The 22,920-nt window shown below is 72.9% G+C and carries 22 protein-coding genes; 13 read left to right on the top strand and 9 right to left on the bottom strand.

Annotated features, from left to right (window positions below; genetic code table 11):
- Positions 1-176 precede the first annotated feature (176 nt).
- The 6 genes from AB0F56_RS30115 (at position 177) to AB0F56_RS30090 (ending at position 6,935) form a co-directional block, all read left to right on the top strand.
- On the top strand, positions 177-1,388 hold the full coding sequence (locus tag AB0F56_RS30115; protein WP_362015202.1) for an alpha/beta hydrolase: 1,212 nt from the start codon (positions 177-179) through the stop codon (positions 1,386-1,388).
- 120 nt (positions 1,389-1,508) lie between these two features.
- Positions 1,509-2,384: a DUF4429 domain-containing protein gene (locus tag AB0F56_RS30110; protein WP_362015200.1), complete on the top strand. Its 876-nt coding sequence runs from the start codon at positions 1,509-1,511 to the stop codon at positions 2,382-2,384.
- Between the two features lie 156 nt (positions 2,385-2,540).
- Positions 2,541-3,836: a sensor histidine kinase gene (locus tag AB0F56_RS30105; RefSeq protein ID WP_362015197.1), complete on the top strand. Its 1,296-nt coding sequence runs from the start codon at positions 2,541-2,543 to the stop codon at positions 3,834-3,836.
- Entirely contained in the window at positions 3,833-4,519 is a 687-nt protein-coding gene (locus AB0F56_RS30100; RefSeq protein WP_362015195.1) for a response regulator transcription factor, read from the top strand. The genes AB0F56_RS30105 and AB0F56_RS30100 overlap by 4 nt, the downstream gene beginning before the upstream one ends.
- 233 nt (positions 4,520-4,752) lie before the next feature.
- The gene (locus AB0F56_RS30095) at positions 4,753-5,733 is read left to right on the top strand and encodes an alpha/beta hydrolase (protein ID WP_362015193.1); all 981 of its coding nucleotides are present in this window, start codon (positions 4,753-4,755) and stop codon (positions 5,731-5,733) included.
- Positions 5,730-6,935, top strand: coding sequence for an acyltransferase (locus AB0F56_RS30090; RefSeq protein WP_362015191.1), 1,206 nt, complete (start codon positions 5,730-5,732; stop codon positions 6,933-6,935). Before AB0F56_RS30095 ends, AB0F56_RS30090 begins: the two co-directional genes overlap by 4 nt.
- A 32-nt stretch (positions 6,936-6,967) precedes the next feature.
- Here the strand turns inward: AB0F56_RS30090 and AB0F56_RS30085 are convergent, their stop codons facing one another.
- Together AB0F56_RS30085 and AB0F56_RS30080 are read right to left on the bottom strand one after the other, a co-directional pair.
- Positions 6,968-7,981: an aldo/keto reductase gene (locus tag AB0F56_RS30085; protein ID WP_362015188.1), complete on the bottom strand. Its 1,014-nt coding sequence runs from the start codon at positions 7,979-7,981 to the stop codon at positions 6,968-6,970.
- Entirely contained in the window at positions 7,978-8,409 is a 432-nt protein-coding gene (locus AB0F56_RS30080) for a MerR family transcriptional regulator (RefSeq protein WP_362015185.1), read from the bottom strand. The genes AB0F56_RS30085 and AB0F56_RS30080 overlap by 4 nt, the downstream gene beginning before the upstream one ends.
- 52 nt (positions 8,410-8,461) lie before the next feature.
- Between AB0F56_RS30080 and AB0F56_RS30075 the strand changes: the two genes are divergently transcribed.
- On the top strand, positions 8,462-9,289 hold the full coding sequence (locus tag AB0F56_RS30075) for a serine hydrolase domain-containing protein (RefSeq protein ID WP_362015184.1): 828 nt from the start codon (positions 8,462-8,464) through the stop codon (positions 9,287-9,289).
- Positions 9,290-9,310: 21 nt separating this feature from the next.
- Here AB0F56_RS30075 and AB0F56_RS30070 read toward each other — a convergent pair whose 3' ends face one another.
- Genes AB0F56_RS30070 through AB0F56_RS30050 form a run of 5 tightly spaced genes read right to left on the bottom strand, consistent with a single transcriptional unit; the run spans position 9,311 to position 14,963 of the window.
- The gene (locus AB0F56_RS30070; RefSeq protein ID WP_362015182.1) at positions 9,311-9,925 is read right to left on the bottom strand and encodes a hypothetical protein; all 615 of its coding nucleotides are present in this window, start codon (positions 9,923-9,925) and stop codon (positions 9,311-9,313) included.
- Positions 9,922-11,349 carry a HAMP domain-containing sensor histidine kinase gene (locus AB0F56_RS30065; RefSeq protein ID WP_362015179.1) on the bottom strand — a complete coding sequence of 476 codons (1,428 nt, stop codon included), beginning with the start codon at positions 11,347-11,349 and terminating at the stop codon, positions 9,922-9,924. The genes AB0F56_RS30070 and AB0F56_RS30065 overlap by 4 nt, the downstream gene beginning before the upstream one ends.
- The gene (locus tag AB0F56_RS30060) at positions 11,346-12,029 is read right to left on the bottom strand and encodes a response regulator transcription factor (RefSeq protein WP_362015177.1); all 684 of its coding nucleotides are present in this window, start codon (positions 12,027-12,029) and stop codon (positions 11,346-11,348) included. The genes AB0F56_RS30065 and AB0F56_RS30060 overlap by 4 nt, the downstream gene beginning before the upstream one ends.
- A 49-nt stretch (positions 12,030-12,078) precedes the next feature.
- A complete protein-coding gene (gene murJ, locus AB0F56_RS30055; protein WP_362015174.1) occupies positions 12,079-13,791 on the bottom strand; it encodes a murein biosynthesis integral membrane protein MurJ in 1,713 nt (570 codons plus the stop codon).
- Positions 13,788-14,963, bottom strand: coding sequence for a peptidoglycan bridge formation glycyltransferase FemA/FemB family protein (locus tag AB0F56_RS30050; RefSeq protein WP_362015172.1), 1,176 nt, complete (start codon positions 14,961-14,963; stop codon positions 13,788-13,790). Before AB0F56_RS30050 ends, murJ begins: the two co-directional genes overlap by 4 nt.
- 206 nt (positions 14,964-15,169) lie before the next feature.
- Between AB0F56_RS30050 and AB0F56_RS30045 the strand changes: the two genes are divergently transcribed.
- Positions 15,170-16,357, top strand: a complete 1,188-nt coding sequence (locus AB0F56_RS30045) for an Ig-like domain-containing protein (protein WP_362015169.1) — start codon at positions 15,170-15,172, stop codon at positions 16,355-16,357.
- 105 nt (positions 16,358-16,462) lie between these two features.
- On the opposite strand, the gene AB0F56_RS30040 is transcribed toward AB0F56_RS30045, so the two are convergent.
- Positions 16,463-17,128, bottom strand: a complete 666-nt coding sequence (locus AB0F56_RS30040) for a pirin family protein (protein WP_362015166.1) — start codon at positions 17,126-17,128, stop codon at positions 16,463-16,465.
- Between the two features lie 193 nt (positions 17,129-17,321).
- Here AB0F56_RS30040 and fasR point away from each other — a divergent pair, with 193 nt between their 5' ends.
- The 5 genes from fasR to fabF all read left to right on the top strand — a co-directional run bounded on the left by fasR (position 17,322) and on the right by fabF (position 22,218).
- Positions 17,322-18,503, top strand: a complete 1,182-nt coding sequence (gene fasR / locus AB0F56_RS30035; RefSeq protein WP_362015164.1) for a fatty acid biosynthesis transcriptional regulator FasR — start codon at positions 17,322-17,324, stop codon at positions 18,501-18,503.
- A gap of 89 nt (positions 18,504-18,592) precedes the next feature.
- Complete coding sequence (locus AB0F56_RS30030; protein ID WP_362015161.1) at positions 18,593-19,522, top strand: ACP S-malonyltransferase; 930 nt, start codon at positions 18,593-18,595, stop codon at positions 19,520-19,522.
- Between the two features lie 16 nt (positions 19,523-19,538).
- Entirely contained in the window at positions 19,539-20,570 is a 1,032-nt protein-coding gene (locus AB0F56_RS30025; RefSeq protein WP_362015158.1) for a ketoacyl-ACP synthase III, read from the top strand.
- Between the two features lie 57 nt (positions 20,571-20,627).
- Entirely contained in the window at positions 20,628-20,876 is a 249-nt protein-coding gene (locus AB0F56_RS30020; RefSeq protein ID WP_362015156.1) for an acyl carrier protein, read from the top strand.
- 79 nt (positions 20,877-20,955) lie between these two features.
- Positions 20,956-22,218, top strand: coding sequence for a beta-ketoacyl-ACP synthase II (gene fabF / locus AB0F56_RS30015; protein ID WP_362015154.1), 1,263 nt, complete (start codon positions 20,956-20,958; stop codon positions 22,216-22,218).
- A gap of 111 nt (positions 22,219-22,329) precedes the next feature.
- Here the strand turns inward: fabF and AB0F56_RS30010 are convergent, their stop codons facing one another.
- Positions 22,330-22,824, bottom strand: a complete 495-nt coding sequence (locus AB0F56_RS30010; protein WP_137989482.1) for a DUF3145 domain-containing protein — start codon at positions 22,822-22,824, stop codon at positions 22,330-22,332.
- Between the last annotated feature and the right edge of the window lie 96 nt (positions 22,825-22,920).

The raw sequence follows: 22,920 nt of genomic DNA, 5'->3' as shown, positions 1-22,920 counted from the left end.
GCCAGGAAGCGTCCCCTACGTCGTATACGAAACGCACCCGCCGTTCGTCTCGTACGCCGTACACGGACCGGGCCGTACGTCCTCCCGTACGGAGCGTTACCACATCGCGCCTCCCCGCGTGATCCCCCTCACTCGGGCGCCCGGGCCGCCATCCCCGTCTCCTAGGGTGTGGCGCAGTGACTTCCTTCGACTCCTCCCCCACCCTCTCCGTCTGGCGCCTGCTGCTCGCGCTCGCCGTCGTGTTCGTCATGCTGGCGACCACCGGCTGGACCACGATCAGCCATCAGCGCGGGCCAGGGGAGTCCCGCGAGGCCGCGCTCGCGTCCTGGGCGCACGGCAGGATCGGTCACCGGGCGCTGCCCGACCCGGCCGGACCCGCCCGTACGATCGCCGCCTTCTTCGACGCGATCGGCCCCTCGCAGGGCGCCTTCCTCGCCGACGCGCACCCGCTCGTCGTCGGCAACCTCGACGGCGCTCCGGTCACCCTCCGCTACCGCGCCAACCGGGTGTCCCTGGAGCGGGCCCTGGACTCCGAGCGGAAGAGGGTCGACAACGCCCGGCTGACCACCGACGGGCGGCGCGAGGCCGTGCGCAGGGCGCACCGGTTCGCCGCGCTCATGGAGCCCGGCCGGCAGATCCTCTCCTTCGACCCGACCGGCGGCGGCCGCATGGCCGAGGTCCTCGGCGATCTGGACCGGGCGCGGCGGGTCTCGGTGATCGTGCCGGGCGTCGACACCAACCTGCTCACCTTCCAGAAGACCGCCCGCCGGTACTCGGCCCCCGTCGGCATGGCGCAGTCGCTGTACGCGGCCGAGCGCAAGGCCGCGCCCGGGAGCCGTACGGCCGTCATCGCCTGGGCCGACTACACCACGCCCGTCGGGGTCGGCATCGACGCCATGACGGGGCGGCTCGCCTCGGCCGGCGCGGTACGGCTCGTGCGCATGACGGACGCGCTGCCGGGTGACGCGCGCGTCAGCCTGTTCTGCCACAGCTACGGCTCCGTGCTGTGCGGGGTCTCCGCCCCGAACCTGCCCGCCCGGGTGACGGACGTCGTCGTGGCCGGGAGCCCGGGGATGCGGGTGGAGCGCGCCGCCGAGCTGTCCACCCGTGCCCGGGTGTGGGCGATGCGGGACGCCGACGACTGGATCGCGGACGTGCCGCACCTCGCGGTCGGCGGGGTCGGGCACGGGGCGGATCCGGTGGAGCCGGAGTTCGGCGCGCGGCTGCTGTCGGCGGCGGACGCGGTCGGCCACACCGGCTACTTCGAGCCGGGCACGAAGAGCCTCGACAACTTCGCGGCCATAGGGGTCGGGGCGTACGAGAACCTGACGTGCGCGAGCGCCGACAGCAAGTGCCGCCGGGGGATTTCGGGCACGGACGGGGTCTGACGCGGGCTGACCCGGTCTGACGCGGACCAAGGGAGTCCGGTGCGGACTCAAGGACTCCGCACCGCCCGGCGTGCGCGGACCACCGGCGCAGGGGCGACGCGCGGGCGCACGCCGCCTACGATGAGGCCCATGGGTGATGTGCTGGCCGGAATTCATGCCACCTGGGAGTTCGAGAGCGACGCCGTCGTCATCCGGTTCGAACGGGGGATCCGCACACCGAAACTCTTCCAGGCGCTCGGCGAACGGCGTGTCCCGCACGAGGCGTTGGCGTCCGTGACGCTCACTCCCGGCAAGCGGGGCACGGTCGTGCTGCACGCCGAACCGCGGCGGGGCGCCGATCCGCTGATGGAGGCGGCCGCGGGGCAGTTGCACGAGGGCAGCGACCCGTACCGGCTCGTACTGCCGGCGGAGCGGGAGACGCTGGCCGAGTACTACCGGGACGAGCTGCGGGAGCGGCTGGTCTGCGGCCCGGGGGACGAGGCCGCCTCCGGCTTTCTGGTCGCCACGCAGCAAGGGCCGCAGTCCTTCAAGGCGTACGACGGGACGGCGAGCTTCGACGGCTCGTCGGAGGTGTCGTTCCGCTGGTTCTGGACGGGCGCGTCCTCGGAGAAGTGGAAGGCCGGCGACCAGACGTTCTCGGTACGGGACCTCAGCGGGGTCGAGTGGCGCTCGCCGGACGTCTTCGACGGGTACCTGCGGCTGCTGCCGCGCTCCGGGAAGCCCCGGTCCGCCCAGGCGGACCGTGACCCGGCGGCCGTCGTCTTCGGCCTCGGCTACGGCTCGGTCCACAAGTCGCTGCCGTTCGCCGCGGCGGTCCTGGCGTCGATCCGGGGCGCGGGCCGCACGGCCCCGTCCCCCGTGGACGCGCTCCCGGAGGCACGCGACCCGGCCGGGATCGCGGAACGCATCCGGCAACTGGGCGAGCTCCACCGGGCGGGCCTGGTGACGGACGACGAGTTCGCCACGAAGAAGGCGGAGCTGCTGGCGGAGCTGTGAGGGGCCTGCCCGGGCCCCCGCCCGAGGGCCCGGGCGAGCCCTGGCCGCCGCAAGACCCCCAGGTCCATGCCCCCGCCTCATACCCCGGTATCACCCCCCGGTCCGCCCCCAGGTATGACGTACGTTCCGCTCCGGGCTGCCTAATCTGGGCTGGTCATGAAGAAGACATCCCTCTCCCCCGGCCTCGTGGCGCGCATCGCGCCCGCGCGGACGGCCCTGCGGTCGTTCGGGGTCGCGCTCGCGACGCCCACCGAGCCCGGTGCGCCGCTCTTCGCCGATGTGGGCAACCGGTGGCTGCGGCTGCTCCCGTACGTCCTCGCCCTCGGCTTCGTCTGCTCGCTGCTGCCCGTCACGGTCACGGTCCTCGCCAACGACTACGGCGTGAACGGCGCCCTCGCCGGGGCGCTCGCCACCGCGCAGACCGCGCCGCTGCTGCTCGCCGTCACCCGCCCCCTCCAGGCCTGGTGGATCATCGGGGTCGCCGATGTCCTCGGCGCGATCGTGCTGCTCCAGGCGGACGGTCTCGACGGCCGGTCCTGGCCGTGGACGCCCATGGTCGTCGTCGGCTACCTCGCGCTGATGCTCGCCCTCGCGCTCCGCGAGTCCCGCAAGGCGCTGCTCGGGGTGTGGCTGGTCACCGGGGCCGCCGGGTTCGTGCTCGTGGCCCTCGCCCCGCGGCACGACGACGGCGTCCACGTCCTCCTCTTCGTCCTGAGCGGGATCGTCCTGCTCCTGACGGCGACGCTGCGCGAACGCGGGGACGCCGAGCGCCGCACGCAGGAGGAGCGGGCCCGGACCACGCTCCTGGAGGAGCGCGCCCGGATCGCGCGGGAACTGCACGACGTCGTGGCCCACCACATGTCCGTGATCACCGTGCAGGCGGACTCCGCGCCGTACCGGATCCCGGACCTGCCGGAGGCGGCGCGCGAGGAGTTCACCTCGATCGCCGCCAGCGCGCGGGAGTCGCTCACCGAGATGCGCCGGCTGCTCGTGGTGCTGCGCAGCGAGGGCACCGAGGGCGAACGGGCGCCGCAGCCCGGTCTCGACCGGGTGCAGCAGCTGATCGAGGCGTCGGTACGGGCCGGGGTGCCGGCCGAGCTGTCGATGGCGGCAGACCTCCAGAATCACAGTGACGTACCGCAGGCGGTGGATCTGTCGGCGTACCGGATCGTGCAGGAGGCGCTCGCGAACATCGTCCGGCACGCGCCGGGCGCGAAGACCCGGGTGTCGGTCAGGTCCGAGGACGGCGCGCTCCTCGTCGTGGTCGTCAACGGGCCCGCCCCCGGCCCCACTTCGCCGCTGGAGCGCGGGGACGGGACGGGCCACGGCCTGGTCGGCATGCGGGAACGCGTACGGTTGACCGGCGGCACGCTGGACACCGGGCCGCTGCCGGACGGCGGCTTCCGTGTCGCCGCACGGCTTCCGCTGCGTACGGAGGAAGACGGCACGTGACCATCCGGGTGATCATCGTCGACGACCAGGCCATGGTGCGGGCGGGGTTCGCCGCGCTGTTGTCGGCGCAGGCCGACATCGACGTGGTGGGCGAGGCGCCGGACGGCCGGCAGGGCGTGGACGTGGCCCGGTCGACGCACCCGGACGTGGTGCTCATGGACGTACGGATGCCGGAGATGGACGGGCTCGCGGCGGCGCGCGAGATCCTGGACCCGCCGGTGGGGGTCACGCACCGCCCGAAGGTGCTGATGCTGACCACCTTCGACGTGGACGACTACGTGTACGAGGCGCTGCGCGCGGGCGCGTCGGGGTTCCTCCTGAAGGACGCGCCGCCGGCGGATCTGATCGCGGCGGTACGGGTGGTGGCGGCGGGCGAGGCCCTGCTCGCGCCGTCGGTGACGCGGCGGCTCATCGCCGACTTCGCGGCGTCGCGGCCGGCCCCGCGCGCGGATCGCGCGGCGCTGCGGCTGAACGGTCTGACGCCGCGTGAGACCGAGGTACTGGAGCTGATCGCGCGGGGCCTGTCGAACCAGGAGATCGCGGACCGGCTCGTCCTCGCGGAGCAGACGGTGAAGACCCACATCGGCCGGGTGCTCGCCAAGCTGGACCTGCGCGACCGCGCGCAGGCCGTGATCTTCGCGTACGAATCGGGCCTGGTCACCCCGGGGGACGCGGGCCGATAGCCCCGGCCTCCTCCTCCCTCACCCCGGGGGGACGCAGGCCGGTAGCCCCCAGCCCCCTCCCCCCCTGCGCGCTACGGGGGAAAACCCCACCCCCGCGCGGGGGTTCGCTCCTCGTCCGCCCCCTACCCCGGTATCAGTCGGGACTTGGCTCCCCGGTGTGACGTGCCGTCATGCGTCCTCTTCCTACCTTCCTCTCGCCAACGCCGAGAGACACGAAGAGGGAGGGACGCCCCATGCGTCGCTACACGAGGACCCTGGTCGCCGCCGCGATCGTCACGACCGTGGTGGCCGGGACCGCGGGATGGGCGTCCGGGCACGCGCAGCAGGCCGTGACCGGGGCGCCCGTGGGGGCGGAGGCCTGGCGGGCGGACGGGCTGCCGGACCCGGAGCGGACGAGCCCCGCCGAGACGGCCGCGTTCTTCGAGGAGCTGAGCCCCGCACGGCAGCAGGAGTTGGTGCGCGCCCACCCCTCCGTCGTCGGCAACCTCGACGGCGTTCCGCCGCGGCTGCGGTACGAGGCGAACGCCCGCACCCTCGGCGGGCAGTTCGCCGGTCAGCAGGTCCTCGCCTCCGACCCGCGCGGCCGGGGCCAGATCGCCCTCGTCTACGGCGACCTCGACACCGCCGAGCACGTGGCCGTCGTCGTACCCGGGTCCGACATCGACGCCGGGAACGTCCGGCCCCTCACCGACATGGCCGAGTCCCTGCGCCGCGCCACCCACGGCCGTACCGCCGTCGTCGCCTGGGCCGGGTACACCACGCCCCTCGGCGTCGGGGTCGACGCCGCCACCGGCGAGCTCGCAGAGGCGGGGGCCGAGCGGCTGACCCGGCTGACCGACGGGCTCGCGGCCGTCGGGGCGCCCGCGCCGTCCCTGTTCTGCCACAGCTACGGCTCCGTCGTCTGCGGTCTCGCCGCCGACCGGCTCAAGGCCAAGGACCTCGTCGTCTTCGGCTCCCCCGGCATGCGCGCCGCGAACGTCGGCGAACTGAACACCTCCGCCCGCGTGTGGGCCGCCAAGGACCCGTCCGACTGGATCGACCGGATCCCGAACGTCGAGTTCGCGGGGCTCGGGCACGGCGAGGACCCCACCGACCCCGCCTTCGGCGCCCGCCGCGTCCCCGCCGACGACGCCCGTGGCCACAACGGCTACTTCGCGCCCGGCACGCAGTCGCTCCGTACCTTCGCCGCCATCGCCCAGGGGGACGTCCGATGAACGCCGTCAGCACACTCGCCCGGCGCATCGAGTCCCGTACTCCCGCCCATCGCGACCGCGCGATCGACGGCCTGCGCGCCCTCGCCCTGCTCGCCGTGCCGACCGGGCACTGGCTGCTCGGCGGGTTCACGCTCTCCGCCGACGGCGCGATCCACAACGCCAGCCCGCTCGCCACCTTCGGCGGTCTCGCGCCGGTCAGCTGGATCCTGCAGATGCTGGGGATCTTCTTCCTGGTCGGCGGGTACGCCTCCGTCCTGTCGTTCCGGCGCCACGAGGGGTCCACCGGTACCTGGCTCAAGGGCCGGCTCGCCCGCCTGGGCCGGCCGGTGCTCGGGGTCACGGCCGTCTGGGCCGCGCTGCTTCCGCTGCTGCACTTCGGGTTCGGGGTGCCGGGCGACACCCTGCGGACGGCGTCCACGCTGGTGATCCAGCCGCTCTGGTTCGTCGGGGTGTACACGGTCGTCACCGCCCTGACCCCGCTGTGCGTGCGCGCCGCCCGCCGGGCGGGCGTGTGGGCCGCCGCGCCGCTGCTCGGCACCGTCGCCGTCGTCGACTTCCTGCGCTACGGGCCGTACGCGGACGCCATGCCGTCCTGGCTGAGCCTGCTGAACATCCTTCCGGGCTGGCTCTTCGCCTACCAGCTCGGTGTCTCCTGGGGCGAGGGCCGGCTCACCCGGCGCCACGCCTGGGGGCTGCTGCTCGGCGGCGCGGCGCTCTTCGCCGCGCTGCTGCTGGCCTTCGGCTACCCGGCGTCGATGGTCGGCGTGCCGGGCGAGGTCCGCACCAACTCCCACCCGCCGTCGCTTCTGGTCCTCGCCCTGGCCGCCGCGCAGAGCGGTGCGGCGATCCTGCTCCGCGACCGGCTCGGCGAACTCCTGAAGCGGCCCGCGCTGTGGGCGCCGGTCGTGGTGATCAACCTGTCCGCGATGACGATCCTGTGCTGGCACCAGACGGCGATGCTCGCCGCCGCGATCCCCGCCTCGTACGTCGGCGAGGTCCCGGGCCTGGTGGGCGCGCCGGACTCGGTCGGCTGGATCCTCGCCCGGCTGGCGTGGATGCCGCTCTTCGCGGGGCTGCTCGTCCTGATCGGGCGGTACGCGCGCCGCTTCGAGGCCCCGTGGACCCGCACCGGCCCCGCCCGCCGCACCGTGGCGGGACTCCTCGCGGCGGGCTTCGCGATGTTCGCGCTGGGGCTGGCGTGAGGGCTGGGGCCGGGGTGACTCCGCAAGGAGCGCTACTCGCGGGCCGCCGAGGTGGAGCTCATGTCCGGGTAGCGGTCGCCCGCGACCTGCCCTGCGATCGGCTCCAGGGCGGCGAGCTCCGCCTCCGTGAGCGTGATCCGCGTCGCCGCCGCGTTCTCCAGGAGACGGCTGCGCTTGCGGGTGCCGGGGATGGGGACGACCGTCAGGCCGTGGACGGCGGCGCGCTGCTGGACCCAGGCGAGGGCGACCTGCGCCGCCGTCGCGCCGTGGTCCGCCGCGATCTTGTGGACCGGGGCGAGCAGGGCCGCGTTCCGCGCCGCGTTCTCGCCCGTGAAGCGGGGCTGGTGCGCGCGGTAGTCGCCGCCCGACAGGTCCTTGGAGGCGTCCGCGAACGCGCCGGTCAGGAAGCCCCGGCCCAGCGGCGAGTACGGCACGAACGTCACGCCGAGCTCCGCCGCCGCGCCGACCGCGCTGCGCTCGACGTCGCGCGAGAAGAGCGACCACTCCGACTGCAGGGCCGCGATCGGGTGCACGGCGTACGCCTCGCGGAGCTCGGCGCCGGTCACCTCGCTCAGGCCCAGCTGCCGGACCTTGCCCTCCTGGACGAGCTCCGCCATCGCCCCGACCGACTCCGCGAAGGGGATCTCCGGGTCGCGCCGGTGCATGTAGTAGAGGTCGATCGTCTCGATGCCGAGGCGGCGCAGGCTCGCCTCCACGGCCTGCCGGATGTACGCGCGGTCGTTGCGGACCGCCCGGTAGTGCGGGTCGTCGGCGCGACGCTCTATGGCGAACTTGGTGGCGAGGACGACCTCGTCGCGGTGGCCCGCGAGGAAGGGCGCCAGGAACTCCTCGTTGGCGCCGCTTCCGTAGATGTCGGCGGTGTCGATCAGGGTGACGCCGGCCTCCAGGGCGGCGTCGAGGGTGTCGCGGGCGGCGGCCTCGTCGGTGTCCCCGTAGAACTCGCTGATGCCCATGGCGCCGAAGCCCTGGATGCCGATCTCGGGTCCGTCCTGACCGCCGAGCCGTACGGTGTCGATGGTGGTCATGAGGTGGTGCCTCCACTGGTGGTTCGGCTGGTGGTTCCGCTGGTGGTCACGTCTGTAGTGCCGTAATGGCCGATCTTGATGTCGAGCACGGCCAGCGCGTCCTGGAGCTCGCCGATCCGGGCGAGCACGTCCCGGCGGGTGCTCTCCAGGAGCTCGCGGCGTTCGTCGCGGGTGTGGTCGCCCTCCCGGATCAGCTCGGCGTACCGCACCATCCCGGCGACCGGCATCCCGGTCAGCCGGAGCTTGCCGACGAACGCCAGCCAGTCCAGATCGCGCTGGGAGAAGCGGCGCTGCCCGGTGTGCGAACGGTCGACGTGCGGCATCAGACCGATCCGCTCGTACCAGCGCAGGGTGTGCGCCGAAAGCCCGGTCAGGGCGGCGACCTCGCTGATGGTGAAGTGGGCGGCGCTGCTCTCGATCACGCTCATGACCTCCACGCTAGAACCTTCGAGCGCGCTCTAAGCAAGTAGGCTCGGCCCCATGTCGTTGCAGAGCCTGGCGTTGATCGAGAACTGGCCCGTCCCCACCGCGGCCGCCGCCGTCGTCCGCGCGGACGGCACCCTGGCCGGGTCGCACGGCCCCACCGGACAGCGGTTCCCGCTCGCCTCGGTCACCAAGCCGCTCGCGGCGTACGCCGTCCTCGTCGCGTACGAGGAGGGGGCGATCGACCTCGACGAGCCGGCCGGGCCCGAGGGCGCGACGGTCCGGCACCTGCTTGCCCACACCTCGGGGCTCGCCTTCGACGAGCAGCGCGTGATGGCCGCGCCCGGCACCCGCCGGATCTACTCCAACACCGGGTTCGAGGCGCTCGGCGACCATGTCGCCAAGGCGACCGACATCCCGTTCGCCGACTACCTCCACCAGGCCGTCCTGGAGCCGCTGGGGATGGGGTCGACGACGCTGGAGGGCTCGCCCGCCAAGGACGGCGTCTCGACCGTCGACGACCTGGTGCGGTTCGCGGCCGAGGTGCAGGCGCCCCGGCTGCTCGATGCCCGCACGGTCCTGGACGCGATGACGGTGACGTACCCCGGTCTGACCGGCATCCTGCCCGGCTACGGGCACCAGAGGCCGAACGACTGGGGGCTCGGCTTCGAGATCCGCGACGGCAAGGCGCCGCACTGGACCGGGGCTTCGTCCTCGCCGCGTACGTTCGGCCACTTCGGGCAGTCGGGCACGTTCCTGTGGATCGACCCGGACGCGCGGGCCGCGTGCGTCGCGCTGACCGACCGGCCCTTCGGGGCGTGGGCGGTCGAGGCGTGGCCGCCGTTCACGGACGCCGTCCTCGCGGAGCTGCGCGCCGGGGCCTGATCGCCTCGGCCGGCCGGCCCGCTACTGGCCGCAGGTCTGGGCGGCCAGGGTGCCGTCCGGGCCGCTGAGGCTGATCGCGGCCAGTCCCGCGGGGTCCTTCGCGAAGACCGTCGTGCAGACGATCTGCTGGACGGCGAGCGGCTCCAGGACCTTCACCGGGCGCGTGGACCGCACCAGGAACGTCGGCATGCCGTACGTCCCCATCTTGGTCGCGTTGTCGCTCACGTACAGCTCGTGCCGCCCCTCCGGGATCCTGGAGCGCAGACCGGCGGCGCGCTCGCGTTGGTTCGGGCCGGCCAGGAGGGCGGCGAGTGCCTTCATGGGGCGGCCCGTGCGGCCTCCCACGTCGGTCTCCCGCAGGTCCGCCGTGCCGGTGGCGGTCGGGTCGGGGTAGTGGCCCTGGTCCATGCCCTGGCCCTCCCGTACCACCGGCGCAAGACGCCCGTCGCCGCCGACGAGGAAGAGCGTCATCCGGAGCGCGGGCGGCGGATGGACGACGACGGACGCCGCGTCGCCGGACTCCACGACGTCGGTGCCCTGGACGCCGCACGCCCCGAGGGTCAGGAGCAGGGCGGCGGCGAGGGCGGCCCGGCGGCAGGCGTGCACGGCGGGTCCGTGCGCGGCGGGATCGTTCACAGCGGGATCCTCACGACGAAGACGGCCCCGCCGTCGGGGCGGTTGGCGGCCAGGACGGTGCCGCCGTGGAGCCGTACGTTCTCCTGGGTGATCGCGAGCCCCAGGCCGCTGCCCGCGGAGCGGGTGCGCGCCGGGTCGGCCTTGAAGAAGCGGTCGAAGACGTGCGGAAGCACCTCGGGCGCGATGCCGGGACCCTTGTCGGCGACCTCGGTGACCACCCACGGGCCTTCGGTGTACAGCCGTACCGTCACCGGCGGGCGGCCGTGCCGCAGCGCGTTGCCGACCAGGTTGGCGACCACCACGTCGAAGCGGCGCGGGTCGAGCCGGGCCCGGATGCCGTCCGGGAGCTCCGGGACCAGCTGTTCCGGGTCGGTCCAGTGGCGGCTGGTCAGGGTCCTGCGGATGGTCTCGGCGACGTCCACCTCGTCCGGGTTCAGCTCGGCGGCGCGGGCGTCGAAGCGGGAGATCTCCATCAGGTCCTCGACCAGGTCGGCGAGTTTGCCGGTCTCGGCGCTGATGAGCCGGACGGCGGCGGCCGTGTCCGAGTGGAGGTGGGCCGCGTCCTCGTCGAGGACCTCGGTGACGGCGAGCATCCCGGCGAGCGGGGTGCGCAGTTCGTGCGAGACGTCGGAGGCGAACCGGCGGGCGCGGGCCTCGGCGCGCTGCAGCTCCGCGACCGAGCGTTCGAGTGCGGCGGCGGACTCGTTGAACGTCCGGGCGAGGTCGGCGAGTTCGTCGCTGCCCTTGGCCTGGATACGGGTGTCCAGCTCGCCCCGCCCCATGCTGTGCGCGGCGCGCCTGAGGTCCCGTACGGGGCGCAGCACGCTCCGGGCGGCGATCAGGGCGGGGACGAGTGCGACGGCGAGGGCCGGCAGGACGCCGCCGCGGGCGGCGGCCACCATGGCGTCGATGTTCTCCTGCTCGCCGCTCATGTCGACGACGGCGTAGAGGACGAGTCCGGTGGGCAGGCCGTCGGCGCCGGGGCCCGGCTTGAGGAGGGCGGGGACGGCGATCGTCAGATAGGCGGTGCCGTTCTTGACGACGCGCTGGAAGCTGGTGTGCGTGGTGCCCTGGGCGCGGGCGCGGAGTTCCGGGGTGAGGACGGTGGAGGTGGGGCGGTCCGTGGAGGAGACCCGGAGGGGGCCGTACTCGGCGTAGACCCGCCAGGGCCGCGGTTTGCCCTGCTTGGCCATCAGGAGGAGCGAATCGCGCAGCGCGTCCCGGTCGACGGGCAGCTCGGTGCTGTACTGCCCGACCATCTCGCGGAAGGCGGCGACGGCGTTGTCCTGGGCCTGTTCGAGGATCGCGGTGCGCGCGGCCTGGTAGGTGAGCGCGGCGGTGGTGCCGCAGCCGACGGCGGCGACCAGGAGGAAGGCGAGGACGAGCCGGGTACGGAGACCGAAGGGGCGCAGGCGGCGCTTCACAGCGGCCCGAAGCGGTAGCCGAAGCCGCGCAGGGTCTGGATGTAGCGGGGGGTGCCGGGGGCGTCCTCGATCTTGTTGCGGAGCCGCCGGACGCAGGCGTCCACGAGGCGGGCGTCGCTGTGGTAGCTGTGCTCCCAGACGTGTTCGAGGAGTTGCTGGCGGCTGAAGACCTGCTCGGGGTGGGCGGTCAGATGCAGCAGCAGTTTGAGCTCGGAGGGGGCGAGGGCGAGGCGTTCGCCGGACTTGGCGACGGTCAGCCCGGCGCGGTCGATGGCGAGTTCGCCGTGGAACTCGACGGCGGGACGGCCCGCCCCGGGTATCTCGATGCGGCGCAGGACCGCGCGTATGCGGGCCTCGATGACCTCGGTGCGGGCGGGTTTGACGATGTAGTCGTCGGCGCCCGCCTCCAGGCCGACGACGACGTCGAAGTCGTCGCCGCGCGCGGTGAGCATGATGATCGGCAGCTGACTGGTCTCCCGGACCCGGTGGCAGACCTGGACGCCGTTCATGCCCGGCAGCATCAGGTCGAGCAGGACGAGGTCGGGACGGAACTCGGTGAGCAGCGCGAGCCCCGCCTCACCGGTCGCGGCGGCCCGCACCTCGTGGCCGCGCCTGCGCAGCCCGAGTTCGACCCCTTCGCGGACGGAGGGGTCGTCTTCTATCAGGAGCACGCGAGGCATTCGTGGAGTATCCCAAGGTGAGGAGGGCGAGCGGCGGGGTGGCCCCTGGTCAGCCGCTGCGCGGCCGCGGGATCACGCGCAGGCGCCGCCCTGTGGTCGTCAGGAGGGCGCTCACCTCGGTGAGCCCGAGCGGCCGGGCGAGCAGCCCGAAGACCGCGAGGACGGCGAGGCCGCCCGCGAGGGCGGCGGGCAGCGCGCCGGCCGGGGCGGTGGAGTCGGTGGCGAGCAGGCCCCAGCCGGTGGCGGGGAGGGCGACCACGACAAGACGTACGAGCGAACCGGCCGCACCGGCTCCTCGTGCGGAGGCGGGCGCGGCGGCCCCGAGGCGGCGCCGCAACGCGTACGCGGTCAGGGCCCAGCCCGCCCACAGCGCCAGCGAGTAGCCCGCCGCGATGCCCGCGACCGCCCAGGTCGGGGGCAGGAGCCGGTACGCGGTCAGGGAGAGGCCCGCGTTCAGGGCGGCGATCACCAGGTTCAGGAAGAACGGGGTCTTCGTGTCGCGCAGCGCGTAGAAGGCGCGGGTGCAGACGTACTGGCCCGAGAAGGCGACCAGGCCCGGCGCGAAGGCCATCAGGATCCACGCCATCGCCCGGACGTCGGCCGCGTCGGTCCTGCCGTACTGGAAGACCAGGCTCATCAGCGGCACCGCCAGCGCGAACAGCGCGCAGGCCGCCGGAACGACCGCCGCCGCCGAGGCGCGCAGCCCGTACGAGACGTCCCGCCGCACCCCCGCGAGGTCGCCGTCGGCGGCGGCGCCGCTCATCCTCGGCAGCAGCGCGGTCACCAGCGAGACGGTGACGATGCCGTGCGGGACGGCCCACAGCAGGTAGGCGTTGTTGTACGCGGCGAACCCGAAGCCGCCCCCGCCGCCTTCCAGTCTCTCCGCCTGCGCGCCCGCCGCCGTGGCGAGCTTCGTCGTCACCCAGTACGCGGCCTGGTTGGTGAGGACGAGCAGCACCAGCCAGCCCGCCGAGCGCAGCGGCGCGGTGAGCCCGCTGCCGCGCCAGTCGAACCGCGGCCGCCAGCGGAACCCGGCCGCCCGCAGCGACGGCACGAGCGCGAGGGCCTGGAGCGCGATGCCGGCCGTCGTGCCCCAGCCGAGCAGCGCGGTCTCCCCCGCCGTCAGTCCGCCGGAGCCCGTCACCGCCGTCGCCACGTACAGCCCGAAGACGGCGATGACGACGACGTTGTTGAGGACCGGCGTCCACATCATCGCGCCGAACCGGCCCCGCGCGTTCAGGACCTGACCGAGGAGGGTGAACAGGCCGAGGAAGAAGATCTGCGGCAGGCAGTAGCGGGCGAACGCGACCGTCATCGACTCCCGCGCACCGCTGTAGTCGGTGTACGCGTCGATGATCGCGGGCGCCGCGAGCACCGCGCCCGCCGTCATCACGAGCAGGGCGCAGACGCAGATCGTGAGGAGCCGGTCGGTGTAGGCGACCCCGCCGTCCTCGTGCTCCTTGGCGGCCTTGACCAGCTCGGGCACGAAGACCGCGTTGAGCGCGCCGCCGAGAAGCAGTATGTAGACGATGGTGGGGATGGAGTTGGCGACCGCGTACCCGTCGGCGATCCCCCCGACGCCGAGCGCCGCCGCGACGATCGCCGAGCGGACGAAGCCGGTGGCGCGCGAGACCAGCGAGCCGGCGGCCATGAGCGCGCCGCTGCGCAGCACGGACGGGGTGGCGCGGTGCCTCGGCCCCGCTCCCCCGCCCTGCCCTGGTCCCGGTGCCGGCTCCTCCGGCTTCGCGACGGTGGTCGTCATCGGCGGGCCAGGTATGCCTGGAACGCCCGGTACATCGCGTGGTTGGTCGTGCCGGCCAACGGTGTCTCCCACTCCCCCAGCGTCTCGACGGCCTGCCCGCCCGTGCCGAGCTTCCAGCGCAGCAGACCGTGGGCGCGGTCGTCCGGATCAAGGGTGGAGGGTATCCCGCGCATGTCGTAGACGTCGGCGCCGAGCGCGTGGGCATCGAGCATCATCCGCCACTGCAGGGCGTTGGACGGGCGGACCTCGCGGCGGTGGTCGGCGGAGGCGCCGGTCTGGTACCAGACCCGCTTCCCCACGGTGATCATGGTGTGGGCGGCGAGGGTCTCGCCCTCGTGACGGGCGAGGTAGAGCTTCATCCGTCCGGGTTGCTCGGCGTTGAGGACCGCGTACTGGCGTTCGTAGTAGGAGAGGGAGCGTCCGAGGCGGAATCCGTCACGCTCCTCGGTGATGCGCAGGAGCCGGAAGAAGTCCGGCAGGTCGGCCGCCGAGCCGACGACGACCTCGACACCGGACTTGCGGGCCTTGCGGACGTTGCGCCGCCACTCCTGGTTGAGGCCGTCCCACAGGTCGTCGGAGCTGCGACCGGCGAGCGGGACCTGGTAGACGTGGCGGGGCTGGGCGTCGGCGCCGTCGGAGTCGCTCGTCGAGTCGCCGCCGCAGCGGCGCCAGCCGCGGGAGCGGAGCCGTTCGGCGACGGCGGTGCCGAGCGGGTCGACCTCGTCGGCGAGGACGTCGGAGAGCCGCCGCCCGGGGCCGGTGCGCGCCTTGAGGGTGGCGGCGTTCCAGCGGCGGAAGGCGGGCGTGGGCCCGATGCGTACGGCGAAGGCGCCGGCGGCGCGCAGGTGCTGGAGGAGCGGGGTGAGCCAGCCGTCGATGTCCGGGTCGGACCAGTCGGCGACGGGCCCCTCGGGGAGGTAGGCGAAGAACTTCCGGGTGCCGGGGAAGGGCCGCAGCAGGACGAGGGCGACACCGGTCGGCCCGGTCCCCGACTCCGGTCCCCAGCCGATGAGTTGGTGCCGCCAACCGTCCTTCACATCGGCCCAGGAGGGGCACTGGAGGAAGCTGGGGCGCGCCTCGCCTCGGGCGAGGAAGGCACGGTACGTCTCGACGGTGACGGGCTCGAGCCGAGTGGCCTGCGGCGGTGCGGCCGTCACGAGCAGAGCTGACACAACGTGAGCCTCCTTGTTCCGCCCCTCGGTCGGGGGTCGCACAGGATGCTCACAGCCGGTCTTGACCGGTCCGCGCGTCGTGTGTGACCGGACGATGACCGTTCCTCACCACCCCTTGTCACAGAGCTCTGGAGGCCGATTTCGCGGCTTACAGTCCGGGCATCCCACACTTTTTTCCGGAGGTTTCCGTGGTTTCCGTGCCGTCCTTGGTTCCCGCACGCACCCGAATACGCCGGTCGCTCGCGGCCGTCGCCCTCTGCGGCTCGCTCGCCGCCTGCTCGGCGGGGGCGGTGGGCGCGCCCCGTACGACACAGAGCCCCGGGGGCGCGGAGCAGGCGGAGACCCCGGCGAAGGTGACGGTGGTGAGCCCGGCGGCGGGGCGGACCGTGACGGTCACGGCGACCGGCGGGACGCTGCGGACGGTACGGGTCGTGGACGCGGAGGGCGCCGAGCTGAAGGGCCGTACCGGAGCCGGCGGGACGTCGTGGATCTCGGACCGGAAGGCGGTGCCGGGCACGTCGTACCGGGTCGAGGCGACGACCCGTACGGCGGGCGGGAAGGAGACGACGAGCAGCTCGACGTTCAGGACGGCGCCGGCCGCGCGGGTCAACAAGCTGACGCTGGCGCCGGGGAAGAACACGACGGTCGGGGTCGGTCAGCCGCTGTCGATCGTGTTCGACCGGCCGGTGACGAACCGGGCCGAGGTGGAGAAGCAGCTCAAGGTGACGACCTCGAACGGGACGGTCGGCTCGTGGGGCTGGCTGAAGGACTGGTCGGGCAAGGACCGGGTGGACTGGCGGCCGAAGGAGTACTGGAAGCCGGGGACCCGGGTGGACCTGGACGCGACGCTCGACGGGACGGACTCGGGCGGCGGCTGGTTCGTCCGGGACTACCGGACCGGGTTCACGGTCGCGGGGACGGCGCAGGTGGTGAAAGTGGACCTGGACCGCAAGCGGCTGGTCCTGGAGCGGGACGGGCGGGCCGTGCGCACGATCCCCGTATCGGGCGGGACGCCCGGGGGCGACAAGCGGTCGTGGCGGGGGACGGCGGTGCTGATGGCGAAGGAGGGCACGATCAACATGAACTCGGAGACGGTCGGGCTCGGCGACGCGTACGACAAGATGGTCGACTTCTCGATGCGGCTGACGTGGTCGGGGATGTACGCGCACGCGGCGCCGTGGAACGCGGCGTACTTCGGCCGCGCGAACCGCAGCTCGGGCTGCATCGGCATGAGCGACGCGGACGCGACGTGGTTCTACGGCCAGGTGCGGCCGGGCGACCCCTTCGAGATCAAGGGCGCGGACACGAAGGGCACGGTGGCGGAGGGCAACGGGTACGGGGCGTGGAACGTGAGCTGGGAGGGGTGGCGCGCGAAGAGCGCGGAGGCTCGCTGACGCGAGCGGGGGGGCGGGGGGGCGTCCGCACCGGGGCCGCCCCGCCAGGGCGCGGGTGACGTCAGGGCCACGGGAGCCCGGTCGGGGGCGCCGGAGCGGGTCGGCTCAGGGCGCCGCGCGCATCTCCCACAGCAGGATCTCCGCGTCCGAGGTCGCCAGGACGGCGAGGTCTCGGGCAGCGGTGACGCGGGCCGCGTCGCCGGGGGTGAGTTCCTCGCCGTCGAGGCGGACGGTGCCGCGCACCACGTGTGCGTAGACGAGGTCCGCGTCCGGGACGGCCGTGCGTTCGCCCTGTTCCAGGCGCCGGACGTGGAGCATCGCGGCGGCCTCCGGGAGGGCGTACGGGGTGGAGTCGGCGATGCCCCGGACGATCTCGTACGCGGGGTCGCCGCCCGGCTCCAGCGGGGCGAGCCACATCTGGACGAAGACCAGGGGCACGTCCCCGTCGTTGCGCTCCTCGTGCCGGACGCCCCCGGCGGAGCTGAGCCGCTGGACGTCCCCGGGGCGGACGACGGTGGTGTGTCCTGCGGCCGTGTCGTGGTGGGTCAGCTCGCCCTCGACGACCCAGGTGACGATCTCGGTGTGCCGGTGCGGGTGCTCGGCGAAGCCGGCGCCGGGCGCGAGCCGCTCCTCGTTGCAGGCGAGCACGGCGCCGAAGCGGAGGTTGTCGGGGTCGTAGTGCGGCCCGAACGAGAACGCGTGCCGCGTCTCGATCCCGGCCACCTCGTCGCCCCCGGGGTACCGCTCACCGGCCCGCTGAATCCGCATCACGCCCCCACGGTAGCCGCCACGCTCCCCGCCGGATCCGCGCCCACGGCGGGCGTACGGCAGGGCCGCCCGCAGAGGCCCGCCCGCTCAAGGCCGCCCCTCACAGACCGCCCCGCACCACGCCCCCGACGGGCCCGGCGCAAGGAAACGGCCCCGACCCCGCACCCGGGCGTCCCGATAAGGCAGTCTTGTCCCCGTGTCTGAACCCACGAACGCCGCTCATCCGCATTCCGCGACCCTGAAGCGCCTCGAACAGTCCTCCGGGCGGCTCGCCGCCAACGCCATTGCCCGTATGGACGAGACGCTGCCGTGGTACCGGGCCATGCCGCCCGAGAACCGGTCGTGGATCGGGCTGGTGGCCCAGGCGGGCATCGCCGCGTTCACCGAGTGGTTCCGGCACCCGGAGACCCCGCAGGCCATCTCCACCGACGTCTTCGGCACCGCGCCCCGCGAGCTGACCCGCGCGATCACGTTGCGGCAGACCGTCGAGATGGTCCGCACCACCATCGAGGTCATGGAGACCGCGATCGAGGAGGTCGCCGCCCCCGGCGACGAGTCCATCCTCCGCGAGGCCCTCCTCGTCTACGCCCGCGAGATCGCCTTCGCGACCGCCCAGGTCTACGCCCAGGCCGCCGAGGCCCGCGGTGCCTGGGACGCGCGGCTCGAGTCCCTCGTCGTCAACGCGGTCCTCTCCGGCGAGGCCGACGAGGGCGCCGTCTCCCGGGCCGCCGCCCTCGGCTGGAACTCGCCCGACCACGTGTGCGTCGTCCTCGGCACCGCCCCCGACGGCGACAGCGAGCTGACCGTCGAGGCGATCCGCCGCGCCGCCCGGCACGCCAAGCTCCAGGTCCTCACCGGCGTCCTCGGCGACCGGCTCGTCGTCATCGCCGGCGGCAACGACAATCCGCTCGCCGTGGCCAAGGCGCTGATCGGGCCGTATGCCGCCGGGCCCGTCGTCGCGGGGCCCGTCGTTCCCGACCTGCTCGCCGCCACCCGGTCCGCGCAGGCCGCCGCCGCCGGGCTCAAGGCCTGCTCGGCCTGGCAGGACGCCCCGCGGCCGGTCCTCGCGGACGATCTCCTGCCGGAGCGCGCCATCGCCTCCGACCCTTCTGCGCGGGAGCAGTTGGTGGAGGAGATCTACAGACCACTGGAGGAAGCGGGCTCGGCGCTGCTGGAAACTCTGAGTGTCTACTTGGAGCAGGCGAGCAGCCTGGAAGGCGCGGCGAGGATGCTCTTCGTGCACCCGAACACCGTGCGCTACCGGCTTCGACGTGTGACAGACGTCACCGGTTGGTCACCCTCCGATGTTCGGTCGGCCTTCACGCTGCGGATCGCCCTCATTCTGGGGCGCTTGGCCGACGGAGATTCGCAGTCCTAGACTTTTGTCGAACACCAACAATTCCCCCGACGGTTCTTCGTCCTAGTCCCCACGGGCGCTTGGAGCCGTCCCCAAGAGAGAGTGTGAGGGTGCTCGTACTCGTCGCTCCCGGCCAAGGCGCTCAGACGCCCGGCTTCCTGACTCCCTGGCTCGAACTCCCCGGTGCCGTCGACCGTGTGGCGGCCTGGTCCGAGGCCATCGGACTGGACCTCGTCCACTACGGCACGAACGCCGACGCGGACGAGATCCGTGACACCGCCGTGGCCCAGCCGCTGCTCGTCGCGGCCGGTCTGCTGTCCGCCGGCGCGCTCCGCGAGGCCGCTCCCGACCTCGCCCCCGGCGCCGTCGCGGGCCACAGCGTCGGCGAGATCACCGCCGCCGCGTTCGCCGGCGTCCTCGACGAGGTCTCCGCGCTGCGGCTCGTACGGGCCCGTGGTCTCGCGATGGCCGAGGCCGCCGCGATCACCGAGACCGGCATGGCCGCGCTGCTCGGCGGCGAGCCCGACATCGTCTTCCCGCACCTGGAGAAGCTCGGCCTGACCCCGGCCAACGTCAACGGCGCCGGCCAGGTCGTCGCCGCGGGCACGCTGGAGCAGCTGGCCGCGCTGGCCGAGGACAAGCCCGAGGGCGTCCGCCGCGTCGTCCCGCTGAAGGTCGCCGGCGCGTTCCACACCGAGCACATGGCCCCGGCCGTGACGAAGCTGGAGGCCGCCGCCAAGGAGCTGAACGTTTCCGCTCCGACCGTGCGCTACGTCTCCAACCGGGACGGCGCCGTCGTCACCGAGGGCAGCGACGTCATCCGCCGGCTCGTCGGCCAGATCGCCAACCCGGTCCGCTGGGACCTGTGCATGGACACCTTCAAGGCGCTGGGCGTGACCGGGCTGATCGAGGTGTGCCCCGGCGGCACCCTGACCGGTCTCGCCAAGCGCGCGCTCCCGGGTGTGCCGACCGTCGCCCTGAAGACCCCCGACGACCTCGACGCGGCCCGCACGCTCGTCGCCGAGCACACTGCAGCCTGAGAAGGAGCCGTAGAGCATGTCGAAGATCAAGCCCAGCAAGGGCGCCCCGTACGCACGGATCATGGGTGTCGGCGGCTACCGCCCCACCCGGGTCGTGCCGAACGAGGTGATCCTCGAGAAGATCGACTCGTCCGACGAGTGGATCCGCTCGCGCTCCGGCATCGCCACCCGGCACTGGGCCTCCCCCGAGGAGACCGTGACCGCGATGTCCGTGGAGGCCTCCGGCAAGGCCATCGCCGACGCCGGGATCGCCCCGGAGCAGATCGGCGCCGTCATCGTCTCGACGGTCTCGCACTTCAAGCAGACCCCGGCCGTCGCCACCGAGATCGCCGACAAGATCGGCGCGGGCAAGCCGGCCGCGTTCGACATCTCCGCCGGCTGCGCGGGCTTCGGCTACGGCCTGACCCTCGCCAAGGGCATGATCGTCGAGGGTTCGGCAGAGTACGTACTTGTCATCGGCGTCGAGCGGCTGAGCGACCTGACCGACCTGGAGGACCGCGCGACGGCCTTCCTCTTCGGCGACGGCGCCGGCGCGGTCGTGGTCGGCCCCTCCGACGAGCCGCACATCGGCCCCACGGTCTGGGGTTCGGAGGGCGACAAGTCCGAGACCATCAAGCAGACGGTCCCGTGGAACGAATTCCACGGTGGCGACGTTTCGACGCTCCCGCTCAACGAGCAGGGCGAGATCAAGTTCCCCGCCATCACGCAGGAGGGTCAGGCGGTCTTCCGCTGGGCCGTCTTCGAGATGGCGAAGGTCGCCCAGCAGGCGCTGGACGCCGCCGGAATCTCGGCGGACGACCTGGATGTCTTCATTCCGCACCAGGCGAACATGCGGATCATCGACTCGATGGTGAAGACCCTCAAGCTGCCGGAGCACGTCACGGTCGCGCGTGACGTCGAGACCACCGGCAACACCTCGGCCGCCTCGATTCCGCTCGCGATGGAGCGGCTGCTGGCGACCGGCAAGGCGAAGAGCGGCGACACGGCTCTCATCATCGGCTTCGGGGCGGGTCTCGTCTTCGCCGCGTCGGTCGTTACTCTCCCCTAGGCACCTCCGGATCTTCCGGAAGCCGTTTATCAAAGCAATCACAGAAGGAGCGCCACAATGGCCGCCACCCAGGAAGAGATCGTCAAGGGTCTCGCCGAGATCGTGAACGAGATCGCCGGCATCCCGACCGAGGACGTCCAGCTGGACAAGTCCTTCACGGACGACCTTGACGTCGACTCCCTGTCCATGGTCGAGGTCGTCGTCGCCGCCGAAGAGCGCTTCGACGTCAAGATCCCGGACGAGGACGTCAAGAACCTGAAGACGGTCGGCGACGCGACCGACTACATCCTGAAGAACCAGGGCTGATTCGGCCCTTGCTGACTCGGTCAGCCACCCGGCGGTGGCGCCGTATTTCGACCATCACACACGTGGAGAAAGAATTCCTGTGAGCTCGACCAATCGCACCGTGGTCGTCACCGGTATCGGCGCAACCACACCGCTGGGTGGCGACTCCGCATCGACCTGGGAAGGTCTGATCGCGGGGCGCTCCGGCGTCAAGCCCCTCGAGGGCGAACGATTCGCCGAACTGCCCGTACAGATCGCGGCGCTCGCCGCGGTCGACCCGGGTGACGTTCTGCCCCGCCCGCTCGCCCGCAAGCTGGACCGCTCGGCGCAGTTCGCGCTGATCGCGGCCCGTGAGGCGTGGGCCGACGCGGGCTACACCGCCCCCGCCGGCGAGGACGGCAGCATCGAGCCCGAGCGGCTCGGCTCCGTCATCGCGTCCGGCATCGGCGGTGTCACGACTCTGCTCGACCAGTACGACGTGCTGAAGGACAAGGGCGTTCGCCGCGTGTCCCCGCACACCGTGCCGATGCTGATGCCGAACAGCCCCTCCGCCAACGTCGGCCTGGAGGTGAACGCCCGGGCGGGCGTCCACACCCCGGTCTCGGCGTGCGCGTCGGGTGCCGAGGCGATCGGCTACGCCGTCGAGATGATCCGTACCGGCCGGGCCGACGTGGTCGTGGCCGGCGGTACCGAGGCGGCGATCCACCCGCTGCCGATCGCGGCCTTCGCCAACATGATGGCGATGTCCAAGAACAACGACGAGCCGACGAAGGCCTCGCGTCCGTACGACACGGCCCGTGACGGCTTCGTGCTCGGCGAGGGCGCGGGCGTGGTGATCCTCGAGTCCGAGGAGCACGCGAAGGCCCGTGGCGCGCGGATCTACTGCGAGGTGCTCGGCCAGGGCCTGTCGGCCGACAGCCACCACATCGCGCAGCCCGAGCCGACCGGCCGGGGCATCGCGGCCGCGATGCAGAACCTGCTGGACGCGACCGACCTCAAGCCCTCCGAGGTCGTCCACCTCAACGCGCACGCGACGTCGACGCCGCAGGGTGACGTCGCCGAGATCAAGGCGCTGCGCAAGGTGCTCGGCGACGACCTGGACCACGTCGCGATCTCCGCGACGAAGTCGATGACGGGTCACCTGCTGGGCGGCGCGGGCGGCATCGAGACCGTCGCGACGGTCCTGGCGCTCCACCACCGCCTGGCCCCGCCGACGATCAACGTCGACGAGCTGGACCCGGCGGTCGAGGCGGACATCGTCCGCGACGAACCCCGCGAACTCCCGCAGGGCACGATCGCCGCGATCAACAACTCGTTCGGCTTCGGCGGCCACAACGTGGTGCTCGCGTTCCGCACCGTGTGACCGAATGCCACGTGTGAGGCCCACTCCGTGTACGGGGTGGGCCTCTCGCACGGCGAAGGCCCACCCCCGCTCGGGGTGGGCCTTCGGCGTGTCGGGGGGGCTGGCGGCGGGTCAGACGACCTGGTGGAGCCAGCGGACCGGGGCGCCTTCGCCTGCGTAGCGGAAGGGCTCCAGTTCGTCGTCCCAGGGCTTGCCGAGGAGCTTGGCGATCTCCGCCTCCAGCTCCGTCTCGCCGCGCACGGAGCGGGCCAGGGCGGCCCGCAGGCGGTCCTCCGGGATCAGGATGTCGCCGTGCATGCCGGTGACCGCGTGGAAGATGCCCAGTTCGGGGGTGGCGCTGTAGCGCTCGCCCTCGGCGGTCGGGCAGGGTTCCGCGGTGACCTCGAAACGGAGCATCTGCCAGCCGCGCAGCGCGGAGGCCAGTTTGGAGGCCGTGCCGGTCTCGCCCTGCCAGGAGAACTCGGCTCTCCACGTGCCGGGCGACGCCGGCTGGCGGATCCAGTCGAGCTGGACCCTCGCACCGAGGACACCCGCGACCGCCCATTCGACGTGCGGGCACAGCGCGCGCGGTGCGGAGTGTACGTACAGGACTCCACGTGTCGTCACCGGGACCTCCAGTGTGGGACGAGGTTCGCCTTTCCCAGCGGCCTCAGTAAACAGCATCGGGAGTAAACTCCGTAAACCCCCGAAAAGGGGACAGCA

The organism is Streptomyces sp. NPDC026092, assembly GCF_040638605.1.
Lineage (GTDB): Bacteria > Actinomycetota > Actinomycetes > Streptomycetales > Streptomycetaceae > Streptomyces.
This window is presented reverse-complemented; position numbering and strand designations above follow the sequence as displayed.

Excerpts from the sequence above, each read along its gene's own strand:
- AB0F56_RS30110 (WP_362015200.1), top strand. The coding sequence starts at position 1,509 with ATGAGGCCCATGGGTGATGTGCTGGCCGGAATTCATGCCACCTGGGAG.
- AB0F56_RS30105 (WP_362015197.1), top strand. The coding sequence starts at position 2,541 with ATGAAGAAGACATCCCTCTCCCCCGGCCTCGTGGCGCGCATCGCGCCC.
- AB0F56_RS30095 (WP_362015193.1), top strand. The coding sequence starts at position 4,753 with ATGCGTCGCTACACGAGGACCCTGGTCGCCGCCGCGATCGTCACGACC.
- AB0F56_RS30090 (WP_362015191.1), top strand. The coding sequence starts at position 5,730 with ATGAACGCCGTCAGCACACTCGCCCGGCGCATCGAGTCCCGTACTCCC.
- AB0F56_RS30085 (WP_362015188.1), bottom strand. The coding sequence starts at position 7,981 with ATGACCACCATCGACACCGTACGGCTCGGCGGTCAGGACGGACCCGAG.
- AB0F56_RS30080 (WP_362015185.1), bottom strand. The coding sequence starts at position 8,409 with ATGAGCGTGATCGAGAGCAGCGCCGCCCACTTCACCATCAGCGAGGTC.
- AB0F56_RS30075 (WP_362015184.1), top strand. The coding sequence starts at position 8,462 with ATGTCGTTGCAGAGCCTGGCGTTGATCGAGAACTGGCCCGTCCCCACC.
- AB0F56_RS30060 (WP_362015177.1), bottom strand. The coding sequence starts at position 12,029 with ATGCCTCGCGTGCTCCTGATAGAAGACGACCCCTCCGTCCGCGAAGGG.
- murJ (WP_362015174.1), bottom strand. The coding sequence starts at position 13,791 with ATGACGACCACCGTCGCGAAGCCGGAGGAGCCGGCACCGGGACCAGGG.
- AB0F56_RS30025 (WP_362015158.1), top strand. The coding sequence starts at position 19,539 with ATGTCGAAGATCAAGCCCAGCAAGGGCGCCCCGTACGCACGGATCATG.
- AB0F56_RS30020 (WP_362015156.1), top strand. The coding sequence starts at position 20,628 with ATGGCCGCCACCCAGGAAGAGATCGTCAAGGGTCTCGCCGAGATCGTG.